Source organism: Gimesia sp. (assembly GCF_040219335.1).
In the GTDB taxonomy this organism is placed as follows: Bacteria; Planctomycetota; Planctomycetia; order Planctomycetales; family Planctomycetaceae; genus Gimesia.
This window is the reverse complement of record NZ_JAVJSQ010000027.1, coordinates 1-19,551: the sequence shown is the minus strand read 5'-3', so window position 1 is coordinate 19,551 and position 19,551 is coordinate 1. Positions and strand designations below refer to the sequence as shown.

Here is a 19,551-nt window from a genome sequence, read left to right as displayed (position 1 = left end):
TGCTTCGCGCGCGAGGCGGATGAAGTGTGCACTGGAACCTGTCCCACTTGTGACTCAGAAGCACCTGAATCGCCATCGATTTTTCCCGCTTTTCACCGGAACAAAATGAACCGGTTCTCGATGTCTCGTAAATTTTCAAATTATTTCGCAGCATGTTCAGAGCAATTCACAGTTGACTCAAGCCTCTTCACTGCACACTCAGAGCAGGTCAACACACCCATTCCACTTGACTCCCCCACGCCGATACACAAAATTTAAAACCAACATGATCAATCTGCGAATGCCCAACCAGAAAAAAGGGGCCGCCCGAATGCAATTCAGACCAAGCGCAACAAGCCGGAAACGGACAGAGAGACAGACCAGGTCAAAAGCAGGAACCAACCCTGTTAAAACTTAGGCGGCCCGCCTGACGACGTTGTCTGTGGTTCAGCCTCCCGCAGGAACCACATTCCTTCAATGCGATCATCCACTCAGTTCCAGCATCCAGACGCGTCATTGTATAAGAAGGGAATGCAACACCGTAGATGAAAATCCTTAACCTGGACAGGGACTGGTTCCAGAGGCAGAAACCCGGATTCACACCTGACATGCCCCATGTCACCTTCACCGGTTGCTTTTTCTTTATGCTCAAAGGCCGCTCACGCACGCACGGGAAAGCCGTCTTCCAACGCCATAGCTACCGGCAGAAGCGGCCGCCCATCCATCCTTCCATCTGAGTCACTTAGTCTCGGCCACTCTGACCGTTGACACGCAGCTTGATTGAGAATTTTTGTCAGATCCGGGATGCCATACCATGATCGCTAAGGTTCTGGCTCTCGCCACTTAATTATAGCCCCCTGATTCCACGCCTCACCAATCTGACGAACGACCTCGTTGACAATTTCCCCCGGCCCCATGCTGCCTCCCGGTCGCGCAGCGGCTGGCAATAACAGTGGTGCCTGTCCTACGATTTCTCCAGTTTTGAGGCTCACCAGAAAGACTTCACAGGGTAAATCTTCCGTCGGTCGACCGTGTTCGTCATACATGCTCGGCTTCATCTCTCCGTTGCGTCCGACGATCAGATACTCCAGCGACAATGTCTTTTGGAGCATTTTATCCATATCGGATCCATCATTCTCGAGTGCGGAAGAGACCATGGGGTTCTCATCGCCCGTCCAGGCTATCGTATGTTGAAAATCATCCCCATCGATGGAAAAACGCTGATGCCCGTAATCTTCAGCCGTCAGATCACTCGATCCAGTCACATCAGGCGATTGATAAGTTTTCAAATAACTTAAAGAGATCATAGAGGTATTGGTTCGTTCCGCATCACCCACAATCAATATCGGTTTGGGATCCAGCGTGAGATCGAGCTTCGTTTCTTCCACCGGATTGAGTTCATCAATTCGAGTTACGACAGCTGACAACGTCGAATGCAGTGGCTCAAACTCTGAATGATATTTTTGAATCACTTCCCCGTTCGTAGGTCCGAACTGAAAACCGTGCCGCACACCGAAGCGCACGAGTGCGAGTATCAGAAAACCGACAATCAATGCTAGAGGGGCATACTTTTTCATTCTGTCCTTTCAAAATCTGTAACGTAGGAGACATTGCAGAGAACCGGACTCAGTCAAAATTCGTGAGAAGTCCCATAATTGTCTGAGTGAATTGATCGTTCAAACCTCTATCAATGATGAGTTGATGCGAGCTAATTCGTGTGACATCAAAAATCGCCCCGAGTACGCATTAACAGGTTGCGCGAAGACTGACCTGCCCCCACGGACGCTTTACGTTAGCTTATCGTTTCCCGGTGGCGATCTCTATCCTTTATTTACCAGCTTCCAGGACCGTTGCTTGAGCGCCCGGCGAACGTCACTGCCTGACCGCACTCTCTTCTCCCGTATTCGATTCACAACTTCGTCTCCTGCAAAGTGGCAGGTAATGGAAGTTCTCCAGAAAACACATGTAATATTTTGAGGATGAAGTTCATCCCCGGGCATTCTTACCCCGTAAGTGTCTTTAATATTTAGGGTTACAACCTAATAACATGCGCAGAAATGGGGTGTTTTTTGTACGAATCCGGGGCATTTTTGCCGCGTAACGGGCTCAATTCATCAGGAAAATGAAAAAAAAGTCGCCTGGAGTGTCACAACTCAGAGGGGGGCCTGTAAGGGAATTGTCTCAACGAGAGCAACCACAAAACAACACAAACCTTTTTCTTCTGGAGCCTGACATGACCTTCAACATCAACACAAAACTGTTTCGTGAATTCTGCAACAAAACACTGGTAAAAAGCCTGCTCTGCGGAGCCCTTGCTTTCAATACGCTGGGCGGATCTGGTTTCGCTGTCGCAGCTGATCCGGTCTCTCGTGCTTCAGAGTATGAGGAGTGGGGACTTGATTATCCTGGCAAGGGAGCACAGCAGGGATCAGAAGCACCAGCCACACGACCTGCTCCGCAAACTCCCCCTGCTCACCCCCCTGCATCGAACCCATCAGCCCTGATGGGGGGCACGGTACCTCAGAACATCGCCGGCTCAATTGAGCAGGCCGTGGTTCACGTCATCGTGTTCTACGCTGATGGCAAACACATGGTGATGCCAGGGTGGATCGTCGATACGGAACGTCGGATTATCCTGACCTTCGCCCTGCTCAAAAATGCCACCAAGGTTCAAATTGCCTACCCTCAAGTACCTTCCCGTGACAAGGATTCGCTGGTCGGTTCTCCCGCTTTGATCCTGCAGTACGACGGCAAGATGGATGTGGCTTATCTGCAGGCGAAAACAATGCCTCAGGAACTCGTCCACCTGACAGCTTCAAACACACCACAGGGTGGCATGCCTCACCGCACTGCCAGCCACAAACCGACTGCACCAGTGCCTCCTGTTCAGGGTGGTCACAATGGCGGGCAGCAGGGTGGCTTCAATGGTGGTCAGTCTCAGGGAAATGGTGGATACACACCTCCCCAGCAGCAGTCAAACCCGCTCGTCGGAAAATGGTATCTGCAGGATGTCTTAAACGGGGTACAGATTCAGATCGCCGTCGCCTTCAGTGCTCAAGGAGAGTTTGCGATGGAAGTAATGGCCGTCGATGCCAACGGCCAACAGAAATATGACTCCGACAATGGAACTTACAGAGTCAACGGCAATACTCTGACCGTGAACACCAGCGATGGTGTGGAACAGTCAAAGTTCTGGTTTGAAAATGGTGTCCTCTATGTGCAGATGGTTGCCGACGGAACCACCATGGCTTTCCAGAAAGCATCGTAAGGCTGGATGAAAGAGGTTGGTTGTGGAAAGCCCTCGTTCCTTGTGAACGGGGGCTTTTTTTGTGTTCTGAAATATTCTCTGTTGAGCTGCCCCGGTTATAAAAAACAACCACTTGCGACTTTCGCAGGTGGCTGTTTTTTTATCTGATCTCAACTTCTCAGAATCACTTGCCGGCGGGAGTTTTTTCTGGCTGTCCCACGATAAAGAAACTTGCCCAGAAGAAGGGGTGGGCGGCATCACTTTGCTCCCTTCGCTGCAAAATGAGTTTTTGCTGGGCCGCTTGCATGGATTTGACCTGATCGCCTGATTGAACGAATTTTTGATAAAACGAATCCATCAGTTCGCGCGTCTCTTTGTCCGGCACTTCGAACATACTCGTCAACAGGCTATGGGCTCCAGCCACGATAAATGCGCGCTGTAATCCCCGCACCCCATTCCCCAATTCAGAATCTCCCAGACCACTTTCGCAAGCACTCAGCACAACCAGTTCCGTATTGCGAAAATCCATCGATGAGATTTCCTGGGCGGTCAGCCAGCCGTCCTCAAGATTGACGCCTCGCTTCTCGCTGCTCGTTGCCAGCTGATTGGCTCCCGCGAGCACAAGCCCGGATCGCAACAGCGGATTGTCGACATATCGCAACCTTCCCAGAGCCGAACCGGACGATCTTTGAACCGACCGACTCTCGTTAAACGCCCCGGCATTTTCCAGTGGGAGATAAAATCCATGAGTCGCGATGTGGACAATCCTGGGAGAGACCACCGTTTTAAAGACGTCTTCAGCTGCGTCCCCTCCGTAAAAGACCTGCACGGGAGCGTAAATGGAACCATCCAGGTGAGTCTGAACAGACGCGGCTTCTTTCCGCGCTCCCGGTAAGGGCCTCCAGCGGAGTGATCTCAGTTCCGTCTGGCCGGCACCTCGCAACGCAAATTTCTGATGATCCGACAAATCAATGCCGAGTGTTTTCGCCTGCGAGATCCGCTGTTCGCGGGTCGCATCATAATCCGGGTCGGCGAGCACCAGAGTACCACGGCCGGGCGCTGCTTTCTCACGGAGCAGATCCCGCCCGGAAGAGACATAGCTGATGGCCAGGTCCTCAACCAGATAGTGACCATTCGCGCGGGTCAGCGCGGCAAACGGAATAAAATGAAGTTGTCCATCCGGGGCGATCACGAGGTGGTCGAGTTTCGACAGTTCTTCATCAAAAGGCTGCAGCAGGCTGCGATAGAGTTGGGAACTCAATTCCTGATATTGAGACTCCAATTCGTCTTCCGACATGAAACGGAGCGAACGGGGAACGCGTTCGATATGCCCCCGAAGTTTTTCAATCTGCTCGTTGATATCCTTGATTCGCCCCAGATCGACGAGACGGCAGGCCCGCTTTGCATCGGATGGCAGATAAAAAGCAAGTAGATGCGGGTCGTCCCCTGCACGTGAGGCCGGGTCTTTCAGATCGATCAGGCCGCTGACAACAAACTCGATCAACGCACTGTCAGGAGGCAGTTTCCCGCGAATCTCTTCGACATCGACGCCCGTCAATTGCAGTTGCAGACCGGCCTCCCGGATTGCGAGGGCAACCTGTTCCTGCAGTTCCTGAATTCGGAGCACGGCTTTGGTCTGACGGTTCGGTACAAATTTCTCGCCGTCATTGGAAACCTGCTGCTTCTCGAACTCCTCTCCGGTCACGCTGGACTCTGCCAGCCAGATCCGCAGCTGTTGGATTTCCTGGAGTTTACTGGCGATGCCGGCATCGTGAATCAATGCGTTCTGAGCCGCATTCATCTGGCAGGCGATGTCCAATGCCAGTCCCTTGCGTCCCAGAATACGGGAAAACACATCTGAAACTGAATCCTCTGGCAGCTGCCCCGAGAGTTGCAGAGTCACAAGTAGTGAATAGAGATTAAACCGGTTATTCAAGAGCTTGGTCAGAGCTGCTTCCGGTCTGAGCAGCAGATTTGTCATGAGAGAACGTTCATCGATTTCAAAACAGCGTGTCAGATATTTCAGAGCGGTAGCGGATTTTCCCAGGCGCGCCTTCACTTCCGCCAGATTGTAGAAAATCAGAAACTGGATTTCGTTCCCCGTTACTGTGCTCTCCAATCTGGAGCTGAAAGCCTGCTCCAGATACTGCTCTGCCTGCTCCAGTTTTCCCCGATTCAGGGCGACCGCCCCTAGATTATTCAGGAGCTCTGATATCTGTGGATGATTGGGGTTTTCGAAGAACTTCCTGTAAATCTGGAGTGATTGCTGAAAGTATGTCTCAGCTTCCTCATACTTTTTCAGGTTAAAACTCAACATCCCTCGAAGTTCAAGTGCATTCGCATAGTCCTTCGAATCGGGATCCGTCATCTTCAGTTTCGCCACAAACTCATCGACAACTTCCTGCAGGAGCGCATGCGAGAGTGGAAACTGCAGAAGTTGCCAGCCAGCAGCCAGGATGAACTCCGTTTCTGCACGCGAATCAACGTCCAGGCCATTCACAATCTCCATGGATTCCAGCAAAGGATAAATGGCCTGCATGTCATTTCCGAGAGCTGAATAAACGGAAGAAAGTGTCTTCAGGGCCTCGGCATTCTTCAGACTCATCTTACCGAACACGGCTGCATATCGTTGACAGGTGGATTGCGCCAGTTCCAGCGCTTCGGCATACTGTCCCTGATAAATGTAATACTTCACCAGCCGATGATAGCTCTCTGCCAGGGCCGGGTCGTTCTCCCCCAGAATTTCCGTTTGAGTTTTGATCGCCTCGGACAACCATCGCTGCGCCTGTTGAACATCTCCGGCTGCCATTGCACCGAGTGCAGCTTCCGATTGGGCTTCCGCAGTCGCCGCATGTCGATCGCCCAGCAGTTCGGATCGAATCCGGACTGCCTCACGATAAGAGTCCATCGCGCTGCTGATCCGACCGGATTTTCTCTGGAGTTGGGCGAACTCCAGACAGGTGGTCGCGACAGCGCGGTGTTTGCGCCCCAGAATCTCAGTTTGAGTCGCCAGCACTTTTTCCAGCAGCGAAAGCCGATCTGCCGTTGCTTCGCTGCCGGACTGATCCAGGGCCTTTGACTCCCACTCCTCAGCCGCTTTCAATTTCAGACGAGCTTCGGGAGACAGGTCCGCATATTTTCGTGCTTCACGTAATTCATTCTCCGCATCGGCCAGATGCCACGGTTCATTTTGATCCCATTCCCGGGCGTGATCCTGTATGACTTTCAGCACACGCAGGTAAGGCGCCGGATCCGAAAACTGACCGCTAATCCGCTTCACTTGCTGGAGAAATCCCAACCATTCCCGTTCCCTGTAGATTTGCGGACGTTTCAGCGTTGATTTGGGGGACTGATCGTTCTGCAACGTCGACTCTGATTTCGGCGGGAAGGTACCCGTTGCGAGCACATTCCATAATTCCTCAAACAGCGCAACAGCTTTGTCTGGTTTTTCGTCTGACTGCTCAAGCGAGATCTGTGCCAGTCGAATATTGCACCAGAGAGTCGAGATTTTTTCATCCTGCTGTAGAGACTGATCCAATTGGCCGAGCAGGTTGCGTGCCCCCTGGTACCGTTCCTGTTCCTGGTACATGGAGGTGAGACCCAATACAGCATCGACCTGTAATCCCCGGTCGTACAAACCGGGTGTTTCGACCATTTTCAGAAATCGTCGAAAGAAGTCTTCCGCGGACACGTATTGCCGTTGTCTGCGATAAAGTCCCGCGACGTTCTTCAATGTGATAAGTTGTGCGCGGCTTGGCGGACCTGCAAGTTCATCGAAAATATTCACTGCTCGCAAATAGTTCTGAAGCGCCTCATCGGTCCGTCCGAGAGTTTCGTAGATCGTCGCAACCTGATTACAGGTTTGGGCGGCAAGACCTCGATCCACTTTCAGCAGCTGCCGCGCCAACTCTTCTGCAGTTTGACAATAAGGAATCGCTTCGATCAGCTGATCGTGATTGCGGTAATAGAACAGAAGCTCGTTTAACGTGATAAGATAATCGATACCACTGGTGAGGCGCTGTTCTTTCAAGACACCTTCGGCTTTGAGCAGCGCCTCGATGGCATCATCCCGGCGCAGTGTATTTCGAATCCGACCGACGATTCGCAGCGCACGAGCATATTCCGGGGTCTGGTGCCAGGAATTCTTCTCGTAAATCCCGGTAGCGGTCTCTGCCAGTTTCAGTGTCTGTTCAGAAGCTGGCTCACTCCAGTCGGCAATTTCGATGAGAAGTTCCGCGTACGCCGGATGGTCATCTCCCAGCACCGCGCGCATTGGCTCGAGAAGTGATCTGTAGAGCGCGAGTTTGGCATCGCGATCATTCGTCTGTTTTGCGACTTGAAAATCAGCACGTACCGCTGACGGAGTATTCGCCCCGAACAACTTCTGAACCAGATCACGATACTCACGACTCAGTGCCAGCGCTGCGGTTTCGTCACCCGGGATTGTTTTCGTATCAATCTGTGATTTCAGAGCCAGGCAACGGTCCATGTCCTGTAATGAAGCTTGATTCATCGTTCGACACTGCCGCAAGACCTTCAGGTCCCACTCAACGTCCCGTATCTGGTACTGACTCTTTCCAGTATCGGATTCAATCTGTTTCAAAGTAGCAAGGCTGTTCTCGAGATAGCGCTCTGCAGTATCCCAGTCATGCTCAGGCAACGCCTGCTGACTGAGATATTGTTCGAGACTGATCAAGTTGTACTCCAGCAGTTGCGTCTGGGAATTGATAAGCCCGACGCGATTTCTCAAAAGACTGCAGGCTTTATTCAGAACATGATGGGCTTCGTCAAACCGGCCGGTTCGTATCAGAAACAAACCGAAATTGTTAAGTGTGATTGCATAATCCGGCAGGAAATCCACTTTCGACTGCTCGTAGAATTTTACGGATTTGCGGAAGTGTTCGTCAGCAAGATCCGTAGCCCCACCATGCAGTGCCTGGTCGGCCCAGACCTTATGTAAGTACGCATGCACGGGATGCGGAGTCTTCGTGACCTGTGGTATCAGTTGATCGAGCCGCTGAATTTGTGTGATTGAGGAACTCGGGTCGTTCATGACAACCAACAGCTCCTGGCTTCTCAGCAAAGCTTCGATCACACTGAGATGACGATCTCCCAGCAGTTCCAGCAGCACGCCGGCCCGCAGAAGATTCGCCTCCAAAGCAGCACGATAGTCATTCTCAAGCAAACCATTTAAGAAGTCCCGTTCTGCATTCAGAAACTTCATGCGTTTTGTGAGCGGCAGGTCGGAGATCGCTACCAGAGTCTGTTGAAAACGAAGGGCGTCCTCAGTTTTCCAGGACTCGGCCTGATGTAAGCGATCAATGATTTCCGACGACTGCGTTGCGTACCGTAATGCGGCATCAACCTGGTTGTTTTCCAGCGAGTATTTGGCAAGATCGCGAAGTCGCCACGCCGCCTCGTCCGACTCGGAGCCAAAGATTTTCTGTTCGAGCCTGTAAAGCTTTTCAGCCAGCGCGATCGCTTCCGTCAGGTTCCCTTCCAGCCAGACTGCTTCCATCTCCGTCAGTAGCTGACGCCTTTGCCTGGCCGTACTGGTATCAGAATGGATCGCTGGCCGTGGTGCCACAAGCGGCTGATCCGGTTGTTGTGCCTGTAGATGTTCGGTTGGCAGTCCCCATCTGGAACCCGCAAACCAGGCACAAAGCAAGAACAGGAGAGCAAGCCCCCCTCCCCCCATGGAAGCATATTTTTGGGGTGCAGGCACTATCTAGACTCCCAGTGACTGAATCTCTGGCAGGTGTCCCATCGTTCTGAAGACTCCGCAATCGTCAAACTGTGATAAGCCGAGCTGCTGATTCCTGATTATCCCCCTGGTTTGAACAGAAGTCAAGTTGCCTGGTCCGACAGAATGTCGCACTACGATCCAATTATCATTTTCGACGATACAGGCCTGGCAGAAAACGGATGCTGAGAGAACTCACGGGGATACCCGGTTAACCCGCTCATAACGGGGAGCCTCCCATACTGGAACGACAACCTGGAGTCATTACATTCATCGCCCTGGAGAGTTTACACAATCAGGAATGATTCCTGAGCCAAAAGAATTCCTGCTGTGCAATTGGACGATAGCATCTTGACGGCAAAGAATAGCAATAGCATAATGAACGCAAGTATCAACCCCTCGCTGTGTATGCAGCGGCTGCGTTCTCTGGGGTTTTAATACGCCTCCAGCACCCATCGAACCACAATTCTTATTGACGCAGGAACTAATATCGGGAGGTTAAGTTCTCAAGAAGACACAGGTACGCAGACAATCCAGTCGAGATGGAATCTGATTCCTTGTGTTTTGTTTTTTTTCATAACTTTTTTGCAAATCACCTGTCACAAGTCGAATGATCCGCTGTATGGGACAGTGCACTGGTGCAGACTCGAAAGTTCATTTTCAAGTTTGGCACCTGATGTTTTGCGAAATGTAAACTTCATTAACACGCAATACTGTTCCACAGCTGGAGAACATGAGCAACCCAACAGGAGATTACTATGAAAAAGATGAAAATTTCTGTTCTGTCTGCATGCATCGCCGGAAACCTGGTCTACTTATCCATGAACCAGGTTACGGCTCAGGAAATCACATTCCCGGATGCCCCTTCACGAATCAAAGATTCTGTGGCAGGTCTGAAAGTCTCCCAGGCTTCCACTGCCGGAACTCTTGCAAAACAGCAGGGAGCACCTGCCTTTGCCCGTCAAGATTCCACTGCTCAGATGGCAGCGGGATCCCTCAGCCGAAACAGTTTCTCAGACAATCGCAACGCCGTGCTCAGCCAAAGCGGGTCGATCGGTCAACTCGGACGGACCTCGTTATCCGAGGCGTCTACACCCAAATCTGGTTCGTTGAATTTCTCTTTCGATACCACCAAAGCCGGGGATCAAGGGCAGATCAGTCTGCCTGCTTCCCAGTCGGCGAGAAACACTCCCGGTGTCGATAGCGAAGAAACTTCTTCGATTAATCTGAATATCTTCTCACAGTCGCGTCTTGCGGACTAACGCAACGGGCAACTTTCAAGAAAAGGTAAGACAATGATTAATCTAAGAAAGACACTGTTCTATATGCTGTTCCTGGGCATATTCCTCGGGACGCTCCCCGAACAGTCGTTCGGGGAGATCACTGATAAGCACCGTGAAGTTGTGGATCGGGTGACCAAGCGATTACTGGCCGTCATGGAACAGCCAGAAGGCTGGAAAGTCTGGCCTCCCAAAGTTACTGTCATCGATCCTGGATTTGCCAATGCCTTCGCGGGGTTTCGAACCGAGGACGGCGTTGAGGTCCCGTTTATCGAAGTGACAGTCGATACCATCGAAAAGATTGCCAAATTTGATGAAGAAACGCTGGCATTCACGATCGGCCACGAACTGGGACACCTCTACTACCGTCACAGCCACAAGAAGATTGAGTTTTTTCAGAAGTTCGGGAACGATCTGCAGATGGTCCGACTCGCCACAGATCGCGAGAAGGAACTCGAAGCGGACCTGTTCGGGATGCAGCTGGCGTTCAAAGCCGGTTATACACGTCGCGGACTTGTCAGCGATCTCAATGGATGGCGTGGCAGCGGTCCACCGTACTGCCGTTTTGAAGGGTTAAAACTGAATCACCCCTCCTGGGAAGACCGTGCCGGATACCTGTTTGACGATGAGCGGACAAAAGCCATGTGGCAATCACTCAGTTCATTTCAGACCGGTGTGATGTTTCTGCAGAATCAGCATTATCCACACGCAGAAATCTGTTTCCGAAACGTCACAGAGGACTTCCCGGAATGCTACGAGGCCTGGGCCAATCTTGGTTATGCATTATTGATGCAGTATTGCGATGGCCTGGACGAAAAAGACTTGCGCAACTTTGACGTGGGTCATCTTGTTGTCGGTGGTTTCTATCGGCGTCCCGATTCACTGGAACCCGCCGTGCGTGGCGTAGATGAAAAATTGTGGTTTGAAGCGGTCGGTGCTTTCCGCGAAGCTTTACGGCTCAAGGAAAGGTTACAACTGAAAGACCCTTTTCTGATGGTCAAAGCCAACCTGGCAGTCGCTTACCTGATTCATCCCGGTGGAAAAGATGTTGGTCAGGCAGAACGCTGGTTTGATGAAGTCTTTACAGCCCTCAAGGACGAACAGCTGGCGAAGACGCTCGATCCTCTGGTCCATGCTTCCATTTTGATCAACTCCGGATCGGCACGCGGTTTCAGTCCGGAACTGATGACTTCCACCTTACAGTTACTGGCCAAAGCCAAAACGGTGCGTGGCAACGGAGAAGCCGTTAAAGCGATGGAATCCGCATTGCGTTTCAACCAGGCACGTACTCTCACCGCCAATACGGAAAGAGAGAAACAAGAGACGGCTCTCAAGCTGTTCGAGGAATATTTGAATGGCATGACCGCTGCCAGTTCCTGGTGGCCGATCGCTTACGACGATTACGTCGTTCTGGCTAAAGCCGCCGGGGTCAAACCGAAAGCAAAGTCCGAGTTTCGTAAGCCCGGAATCAAGGACTGGCGTCCGGTGACGGCTGTCAAACTCGCCGATGGAAAAGTGATCGGTCTCAGCCAGAGCCTCAAACAACTCATAGACGATCTGGGACCGGCTGATGTCGAAATCCCCGTCGTCGAAGGGACGAATCTGAAGTACTACAAGTACAAAGACCTGGGCATTACCGTGCTGGCAACACGTGAAGTACTGGCTGTGATCCTCGACGGTAAGGCAGCCCCTGCCATCACAGTACGCCGCCCGGGACTCGGCGGAGAATCGATCAAGGTCTCCCTGGGCATGCCCAGTGCCGACATCAGAAAACAATTCGGTGATGACTGGGATGTTGAACTCGCACATTTGTTCGACGTCAACGAGTATCACCAGTTGTATCGCGATCTCGGTCTGGCCGTACAGTACGAAAACGGAGTCGTAAAGGAGCTTGTCGTGGCTGTCGTGCCCGTCAACGAATCGCGCTGAAGCAGCGCTTTGTTTCACGATGATTCTTAGTCAACTTACTGCTGAATTTAACTCAACCTGCTCAAGAATTTACAGATTGGAAACTAAAATGAACTTGCACGTAATGATTCGATCACTGCTGGCTTTTTCCCTGATGTTTGTTGTCATGGCCAATGGAGCAGCCTTCGCTCAAGAAAAAGATCAGGCGGCAGAGGAAGCACGAGAGAAGGCATTAGCAAAATTAAAAACGAACCTGGAGAAGATGTCAGATAATGTCTTTCTGCGTGAGCAGACTCTGGATAACGGAAAGAAATTCTACCAGTTGCTCTGGGAGATGGATGGAGAGACTTCCAAGATCACCTTCGAACTGCGCGAATTGGGTCATTTCCATGGCGAACTGGTCTTCGGCATCCTGGCATACACGGTCGTCGCTGGGGTTGAGGAAGGTTCCCTGCCTCCCGCGGTCATTAAAGCGGTTGCCACGAAGAATGAACGAACCGGTCTGGGTTATTTCAGCATGCCCGAAAAGTTCGATATGGTATTCATGAACATGACCACGCCGTCAGACACACTGACACCCGCTCAGCTCTGGATGATTTGTGGCTATATGCACCAGAACAGAATCGGGTTCAAAAAAGAGATCGAAAATTTATTGAACGCTTCAGGGAATTAGTCCGCTTCCCGTAAATCCAACGGTGAACATTTCGCAAAGGTTTGGTCGTCTGATTGAACCTTTGCGAAATCCTTTTTTGGAGGAGGATAAAGCTGAATTCAGAAAATCGAGACGAGAGGGATTTACATGCTCAAACCACTTTCCTGGGCACAGTTGCAAATCAACATCCCACCCCGCAGAGGATGGCCTCTACCGCACCACTACCTGAGATACCGGGCTTCCGCCTGATTTCAATTCTCGGTCAGGGAGGTATGGGTTGTGTCTATCTCGCACAACACCTGGACCTCGAAAGGCTTGTCGCGCTCAAGGTCGTTGCTGCGGCGGGCACAACATCTCCGTCATTGTTGTCGCGTTTTCGAGAAGAATCGAGGGCTGTCGCAGCAGTAACTCATCCTGGTGTCTGTCAGATCTATGAAGCCGGAGAGTCAAATGGTCTACCTTACCTGGCGATGGAGTACGTCGAAGGTGTGACGTTGTCCGAGGCATTGAGAGCCCAATTGCCTTCCCCCACCGAGTCGGCAAAGTCGATTCTCGCGATCTCCGAAGCGATCGAAGCCTGCCATCAGGCCGGAATACTCCACCGCGATCTGAAACCCTCCAACGTCATGCAGGCCAAGGACGGGAATATTAAAGTCATGGACTTCGGTCTCGCCAAACGTCTGCACGCGGGTGACGAACACAAAACACAAACCGGCGAAATCATAGGCACGCCCAGCTACATGGCGCCAGAACAGGCAAGCGGTGTCGTCAAGCAGTTTTCACCTGCCACCGATGTCTATGCCATTGGCGCAATCCTCTACGAACTTCTGACCGGACGCCCCCCCTTTCAGACCCCTGACCTGATGCAGACCATCATGCTGGTCTTGACCGAGGAGCCAATCAGCCCGCGCAAATTACAGCCACGGGTTCCAGCAGATCTGGAAACCATTTGCCTGAAATGTCTCGAGAAAAAACCGCAGAAGCGCTATCAGTCTGCCGCCGATCTCGCCGAAGATATTCGGCGGTTTCTCGAGCATCGTCCCGTTGAGGCACGGCGTACGCCCTTCTGGGAAAAAAGCTGGAAATGGGCTCGTCGTCATCCAGTCTACACCGTCCTGGCAACCGTTTCGGTCCTCACTCTGGTTGCGGCAGTCCTCGGAGTAACATTTCACGTTGAACGGCTGGAGGTTGCCTTAAACCGCTCCGAACGACTGTTCCAGGGGAGCCAGGAACTCGGTCGCTGGCTGGTGAATGAACATATTCCTCAGATCGCACGCCTGCGTGGTGGCAGCACGCAGCAGGAAGAGCTGGTGTCGAAAACACTCGCGCATCTCCAACGGCTGGAACAGGACGTGGCTGCCGACCGGACGCTCGCCGAATATATAGCGCAAGCCTACCTGAGAATCGCCGAAATTCAATCCGATCCATTCTTTGCCACCGATGTGCGGCTCCAGCAGGCTGTAGAAAGCTATCGTAATACACTGCAATTATATGAAGACCTGGAGCAGCATGCGGGGGCCGATGCTGTCAGTCTCAGACAACCACGAGCCGAAATATTAATTCGGCTGACGCAATTAAATCAGCAACTTGGTGAGAACAGTGTCGCGCGGGAAGAAGTTCACAAGGCCTCTGAGCTGCTGGCAGGGATTCCTCAACCCGATCGTAATACCCGGCTTCTGACTCTGAAAGCAGACTGGTTGACCGTCCAACTCGATCGAGAACAGCTTTCCAGTCAGGATTGCCTCGATCGTTGCCAGAAACTGATGATGCAATGCGACGAACTCAAAAAATCCGGTGATGATCCTGCCCTCGCTGAACTACAGGCCCAACTCTCCCTGCTGATGGCAGAGGTGGTTGAAACGTCTCAACCAGGAACCTTTGCAAACAGCTTGCGTCTCGTCAGCGAACATCTCGAAGATGCGATTTCGTATTTCGAAGAACCAGCTCAACAGGACTTACACGTTGTCTGGCAGCAGGCCCGAACCCGATCCCGCCTGGCGCAGGTACTCGACGCCGATAACCAGCAGAAAAAAGCTGATCAACTACTGGAACAGGCGATCGAACAACAGCAAAGCCTCGTCAACGAAATTCCGGAAAGTCCTGTAATCACCCTGTCACTATTGAAGTTTCTGGAACAAAGGCTGGCTTTAGAGATTGCCGTCCCCGATCTGGATGCCGCCCTGCAAACGGCTCAGATACACCAGCAGTTTTCAGAAAAGCTGTTCCTGTCCAACCCGAAAGAATTCCGGGAACAGTTCCAGCGTTCTCACGGACTGCTGGCTGACGTACAACGGCTTCGTTTTCGTTACGATGCAGCTGCTGACCATCTGCGCGAGGCCATCGAACTGGCTCGAAATGATAGTTCCCGACAACAACAGGCAATCCTGGCTGGTTTACTCAGAGCCTATGCCGAGTTGCTCGCCGAAGGTGATCGGCAGCATTCCACCGTTCCCGAACGGCTCAAATCCCTGCAGCAGGCAGTGGCGTTTTTGAATGAAAGCCTTGAAATTTATGAGAAGCTGGAAACAGCAACCCAGAGCCCATCTGAGTCACCCTACTGGAAATCGGTCGCTTTGAAACATCAACTCGAAACGGAAATGGAACAACTGAAGCTGCGCACCCTGGAAAGAGGACGAACAACAATACCGCCAGCTACGCTGGACGCTCCGAAACCCGTGCAGCAGAAACAGCAGTAACCTCAACCACAACACAAACGTGACATAATCAACAATCAGCCCCCTGGAATTTGGCGATGACAGATCTGGAACCTGAAGAATTTGTATCCCGTTTCGATGCACAGCCGACACGCTGGAGCGTCATCCAGAGGGCGCACGGTGAATCGCTCGCGGGCGGTGCCGAGGCAAGACAGTATCTGGTCATGCGGTACTCGCCGGCCATCCGACGCTACGTCCGCGCAATCACTCGTGACGAGCACCTGGCAGATGAGATTTCGCAGGATGTCATGGTCCGGTTGCTCCAGGGCGATTTTGCTGGCGCTGATCCACAGAAAGGACGCTTCCGGGATCTGCTCAAAGTAGCTGTTCGCAATATGGTGCGTAACCTGTGGTCCAAACAAAAAGTCCGGCGCACTGTCGATTACGACCTGGACCTGAATGCCGACGACTCAAACAATGAGACGGACGCCGCCTGGACCGAGAGTTGGAGAGATCAGGTCCTGAGCCTTGCCTGGTCGCAACTCGAGAACTATCAGCAGAATCATGAAGGTAGCGTCGCTTACAGTATCCTGAAATTGCGAACCGATGATCCGGATTGCTCTTCCGAAGAACTGGCCGAGCGGCTGAGCCAGGAAATCGGCAAACCGGTCCGCGCTGATCAGGCACGCCAGCAGTTACGACGGGCACGTGTCCGCTTTGCAGAGTTGCTTGTGGCGGAAGTCGCAGATGCGATTAACGTCACAACTCCGGAGCGACTTGAGGATGAACTGGCACAGTTACAGCTATTGGATCGAATCCGCGATGTACTGCCGGCAGACTGGTCTTCGAACTCCGGTTGAGTTCAGGAAAAAAAGCATGCGACTCCCACAACTGCTGATGCATCATCGTGACAATCGCACACCTGACACTGGAAGCACGACAATAATACTGGACACAGTCTAGGGAGCCGCCTGCAGCGGATGCCAGTTTCCCCCAAACTGATCCTGACTCGGATTGTAGAGCGGATCGTTTGTGATGATATACTCACCCAGTCCATTTGAAAATGCATAATCATAGTTCTGAGGAAGTTCCACATCATAACCGGTTGACGGGTCATGATACGTTTCGACTTCACGGATGGATTCGCTGAACTCACGTGCGACGTGATCGATAGACTCCTGCCGATATTCCCAGGATTCCTGCTGCGATTCTCGCATTTCTTCATACATTTGATGCATAATCTGCTGACGACGCACTGCCCCCTGCTGACGAATACGGGCCATATTTTTTTGGAACTGGTTGATTGCTTTGAGCCAGGCGGGATTCTGTCGCATCGAACGCATCGCAGTTGCATAAATCAGCTGATTTTCCTCCCATTCTGCTGCGGGTGCCTTGAAGAGGAACAGGTTCGAAGCCGTATAGGACTGCATGCCGGTAGAAGGAAAGTCGGACCGGAATAACTGGACCACTGCCGACTCCAGATATCGTACTCCATTTTGAGTGTACGCGATTTGTGCTTCGACAAAATCCAGAGTCACCCGGCATCCATTGGCTTCCAGTCTCCCCAGCCCCAGTTTAATCAACTGCTGGCGAAGTGCATTGGCAAGATCGGGACGCGGTTTTACCGAAACGATAACAGCGCCCGGCCGATAATTGGGGATAATGTATTCCTGCACAACTCCCGTTGCATCAAGCGGTGACGCCAGACGTGAGGCATTGCCGGTCTGAATCATCATCTGTCGAATGCCAGGATCCGTAAACCAGATCCAGGAATAGGCAGGAAGCATGTCAAAGCTGACTCGTCCATCAGGACTCATCGCGGAAAAACTCTCGAAATAGGCAGGCTGGTTTGGATCGTAGTGCGTACTCCACTGAACTCCTCCGGCAACCTGCCAGTCAGCCGGCATGAGAAAAGATCGAGCGACAATTGGTTGTCCGAAGCCGTTCGCATCGTAGAGCTTTATGTGTTTCATGTGAATTTTCTGGCGATAAGGAGCCGCTGCTGCGGTGTGACAGTACGAATTCAGAATCGTCAGAGATCCCAGGAAGACAATGACAGAAAGTACTGGGATTCGGTTGCGGGAAAGAGATTTCATGGTCGTGTTCCTTAAAGAGTGAAATGTCAACGCCTTCCCATACCGGTCTGCAAGCGGATTGTGACAAGACACGCGCAGATTATTTGCAAAAAGTCTTTGCCTGAAATTGAAAAAAGCCCCCGTTCCTGAGGAACGAGGGCTTTTCCCGATCAACCTCCTTCAACACGACTCATGCTGCCTGCTGGAAAGCGAATGTGGTTCCGTTGGCAACCAACTGGACATACAGGACACCATTCTCAAACCAGAACCTGGATTGCTCTGGTCCATCGCTGGTGTTCACGGTCAGCGTGTTTCCCTGAATGGTGTAGGTACCGTTGTCAGAATCATAATTCTGCTGACCGTAGGCATCGACAGACATCACTTCCATCGCAAACTGCCCCTGTGCACCGAATGCGACAGCAATCTGAATCTGTGTCCCATTCACGACATCCTGCAGATACCATTTTCCGACGAGCGGGTTTGCCTGCTGCTGAGGAGGCGTATATCCACCGTTTCCATTACCCTGCAGATGACCACCGTTGAACGATCCCTGCTGCCCGCCGTTAAATCCGCCAACATTGAAGTGTCCCTGCTGACCACCATTGTGACCACCCTGTGCAGGAGGCACTGGTGCCGTCGGTTTGTGACTGACAGTACGCTGAGGTTCAGGACGTGTCTGTGGTGCGTTCGAAGTGGTCAGGTGGGCGAGTCCCTGTGGCATGGTTTTGGCCTGCAGATAAGCTACATCCATCTTGGTGTCATAGTTCAGGATCACAGCGGGAGAACCGATCATCGAATCCTTGTCATCGGAAGGCACCTGGGGGTAGGCAATATGTACCCGGGTGGCATCTTTCATCAGAGCGAACGTCAGAATAATGCGACGTTCCGTATCGACAATCCAGCCGGGCATCATGATGTGTTTGCCGTCAGCGTAGAACACAATGACGTGAACCGCAGCCTGCTCAAAGGAGCCTGCGATATCCTGAGGGACAGTGCCCCCCATCAGCCCCGAAGGGTTTGATACAGGAGCTTGAGAAACAGGAGCCTGTGACACAGGGCGTTCAACCGGTTTTTCAGAATCCGCTGTGGTCCCCTTGGAGGGAGTCTTGCCGGGATAATCAAGTCCCCACTCTTTATACTCGGCAGCATCGTTAATCGGGTTCGCTGCGACAGCAAAAGTCGGCCCGGAAAGAACGTTGAAAGTAGCGATTCCGCAGAGCAGACCTTTGAAGAGTGCATTGTTGAAAAGTTGACGAAACAGGTTAGTGTGAAGGTTGAAAGTCATGTCAGGCTCCAGAAATAAGTTGGTGGTGTTGAGGTTGCTCTCGTTGAGACAATTCCCTTACAGGCCCCCCTCCGAGTTGTGACACCCCTGCCGAGTTTTTTTCCATTTTCCTGATGTTTTGAGCCCGATCCGAGGAAAGAACGCCCCCATTTTGTCCAGGAAAGATCGGTTATCCAGACTCATCACCAAACATGACAATTGACATAACACAATACTATATAAAACTTTACGAAACACCTGCCACAAATAATCTCTACCATCTGCTGGCGATCACGCCATTCCAGAGATTTTCGCTCGAAATCTTTCGCAGAGGAAAAGATCAGTCGTTTCTGATATGAATTACCAGAGATCATCGCCATCTGAAATGACCTTTCCATCCGGGGACAGCAATGCGGATTGAAGTTTCTGTTTGAATAAAGGATCTCCACAGCAACAGCGATCGTCCCGCCTCCACTTCAACGGCTGCTCACCAAAGTGGGTAGCCGTTTTTCTTTTCCCACAGTCCCCGCGCTCCTCTTATGGCAACCTTCCCTCTTTAGACTCTCTTTGATCAGCATTTGCATGCAATCCCTCTCCGATTTCCAGCGCAGTTCTGTCTCCACAACGGAACAAATTGCACTTGATCGTCACTTTCCGAATCGTATTCTTGTGTAATTCTGCTTCGCGCGCGAGGCGGATGAAGTGTGCACTGGAACCTGTCCCACTTGTGACTCAGAAGCACCTGAATC

The 19,551-nt window shown here is 51.9% G+C and carries 11 protein-coding genes; 7 read left to right on the top strand and 4 right to left on the bottom strand.

The annotated features are described in order from the left end of the window. Window positions 1-524 precede the first annotated feature (524 nt). Window positions 525-716, top strand: a complete 192-nt coding sequence (locus RID21_RS21075) for a hypothetical protein (protein WP_350192296.1) — start codon at window positions 525-527, stop codon at window positions 714-716. A gap of 84 nt (window positions 717-800) precedes the next feature. On the opposite strand, the gene RID21_RS21070 is transcribed toward RID21_RS21075, so the two are convergent. Beyond that, entirely contained in the window at window positions 801-1,556 is a 756-nt protein-coding gene (locus tag RID21_RS21070; RefSeq protein ID WP_350192294.1) for a hypothetical protein, read from the bottom strand. Window positions 1,557-2,212: 656 nt separating this feature from the next. Here RID21_RS21070 and RID21_RS21065 point away from each other — a divergent pair. Then, window positions 2,213-3,247, top strand: a complete 1,035-nt coding sequence (locus RID21_RS21065; RefSeq protein ID WP_350192292.1) for a lipocalin-like domain-containing protein — start codon at window positions 2,213-2,215, stop codon at window positions 3,245-3,247. Between the two features lie 163 nt (window positions 3,248-3,410). Here the strand turns inward: RID21_RS21065 and RID21_RS21060 are convergent, their stop codons facing one another. After that, window positions 3,411-8,951, bottom strand: coding sequence for a CHAT domain-containing protein (locus tag RID21_RS21060; RefSeq protein WP_350192290.1), 5,541 nt, complete (start codon window positions 8,949-8,951; stop codon window positions 3,411-3,413). 776 nt (window positions 8,952-9,727) lie between these two features. Between RID21_RS21060 and RID21_RS21055 the strand changes: the two genes are divergently transcribed. From RID21_RS21055 to RID21_RS21035, 5 genes are all read left to right on the top strand, one after another. Further along, window positions 9,728-10,231, top strand: a complete 504-nt coding sequence (locus RID21_RS21055; protein ID WP_350192288.1) for a hypothetical protein — start codon at window positions 9,728-9,730, stop codon at window positions 10,229-10,231. A gap of 33 nt (window positions 10,232-10,264) precedes the next feature. Further along, window positions 10,265-12,178 (top strand): M48 family metalloprotease, encoded by a 1,914-nt coding sequence (locus RID21_RS21050; RefSeq protein WP_350192286.1) that lies wholly within the window; start codon window positions 10,265-10,267, stop codon window positions 12,176-12,178. A gap of 88 nt (window positions 12,179-12,266) precedes the next feature. Continuing rightward, window positions 12,267-12,830, top strand: coding sequence for a hypothetical protein (locus RID21_RS21045; protein ID WP_145038988.1), 564 nt, complete (start codon window positions 12,267-12,269; stop codon window positions 12,828-12,830). Between the two features lie 182 nt (window positions 12,831-13,012). Further along, window positions 13,013-15,505 carry a serine/threonine-protein kinase gene (locus RID21_RS21040; protein WP_350192284.1) on the top strand — a complete coding sequence of 831 codons (2,493 nt, stop codon included), beginning with the start codon at window positions 13,013-13,015 and terminating at the stop codon, window positions 15,503-15,505. A 56-nt stretch (window positions 15,506-15,561) separates the two neighbouring features. Then, on the top strand, window positions 15,562-16,323 hold the full coding sequence (locus RID21_RS21035; protein ID WP_350192282.1) for an RNA polymerase sigma factor: 762 nt from the start codon (window positions 15,562-15,564) through the stop codon (window positions 16,321-16,323). A gap of 99 nt (window positions 16,324-16,422) precedes the next feature. Here RID21_RS21035 and RID21_RS21030 read toward each other — a convergent pair whose 3' ends face one another. Both RID21_RS21030 and RID21_RS21025 read right to left on the bottom strand, forming a co-directional pair. Next, window positions 16,423-17,559, bottom strand: a complete 1,137-nt coding sequence (locus tag RID21_RS21030) for a hypothetical protein (RefSeq protein ID WP_350192280.1) — start codon at window positions 17,557-17,559, stop codon at window positions 16,423-16,425. A gap of 169 nt (window positions 17,560-17,728) precedes the next feature. After that, window positions 17,729-18,823, bottom strand: coding sequence for a lipocalin-like domain-containing protein (locus tag RID21_RS21025; protein ID WP_350192278.1), 1,095 nt, complete (start codon window positions 18,821-18,823; stop codon window positions 17,729-17,731). Window positions 18,824-19,551: the final 728 nt, after the last annotated feature.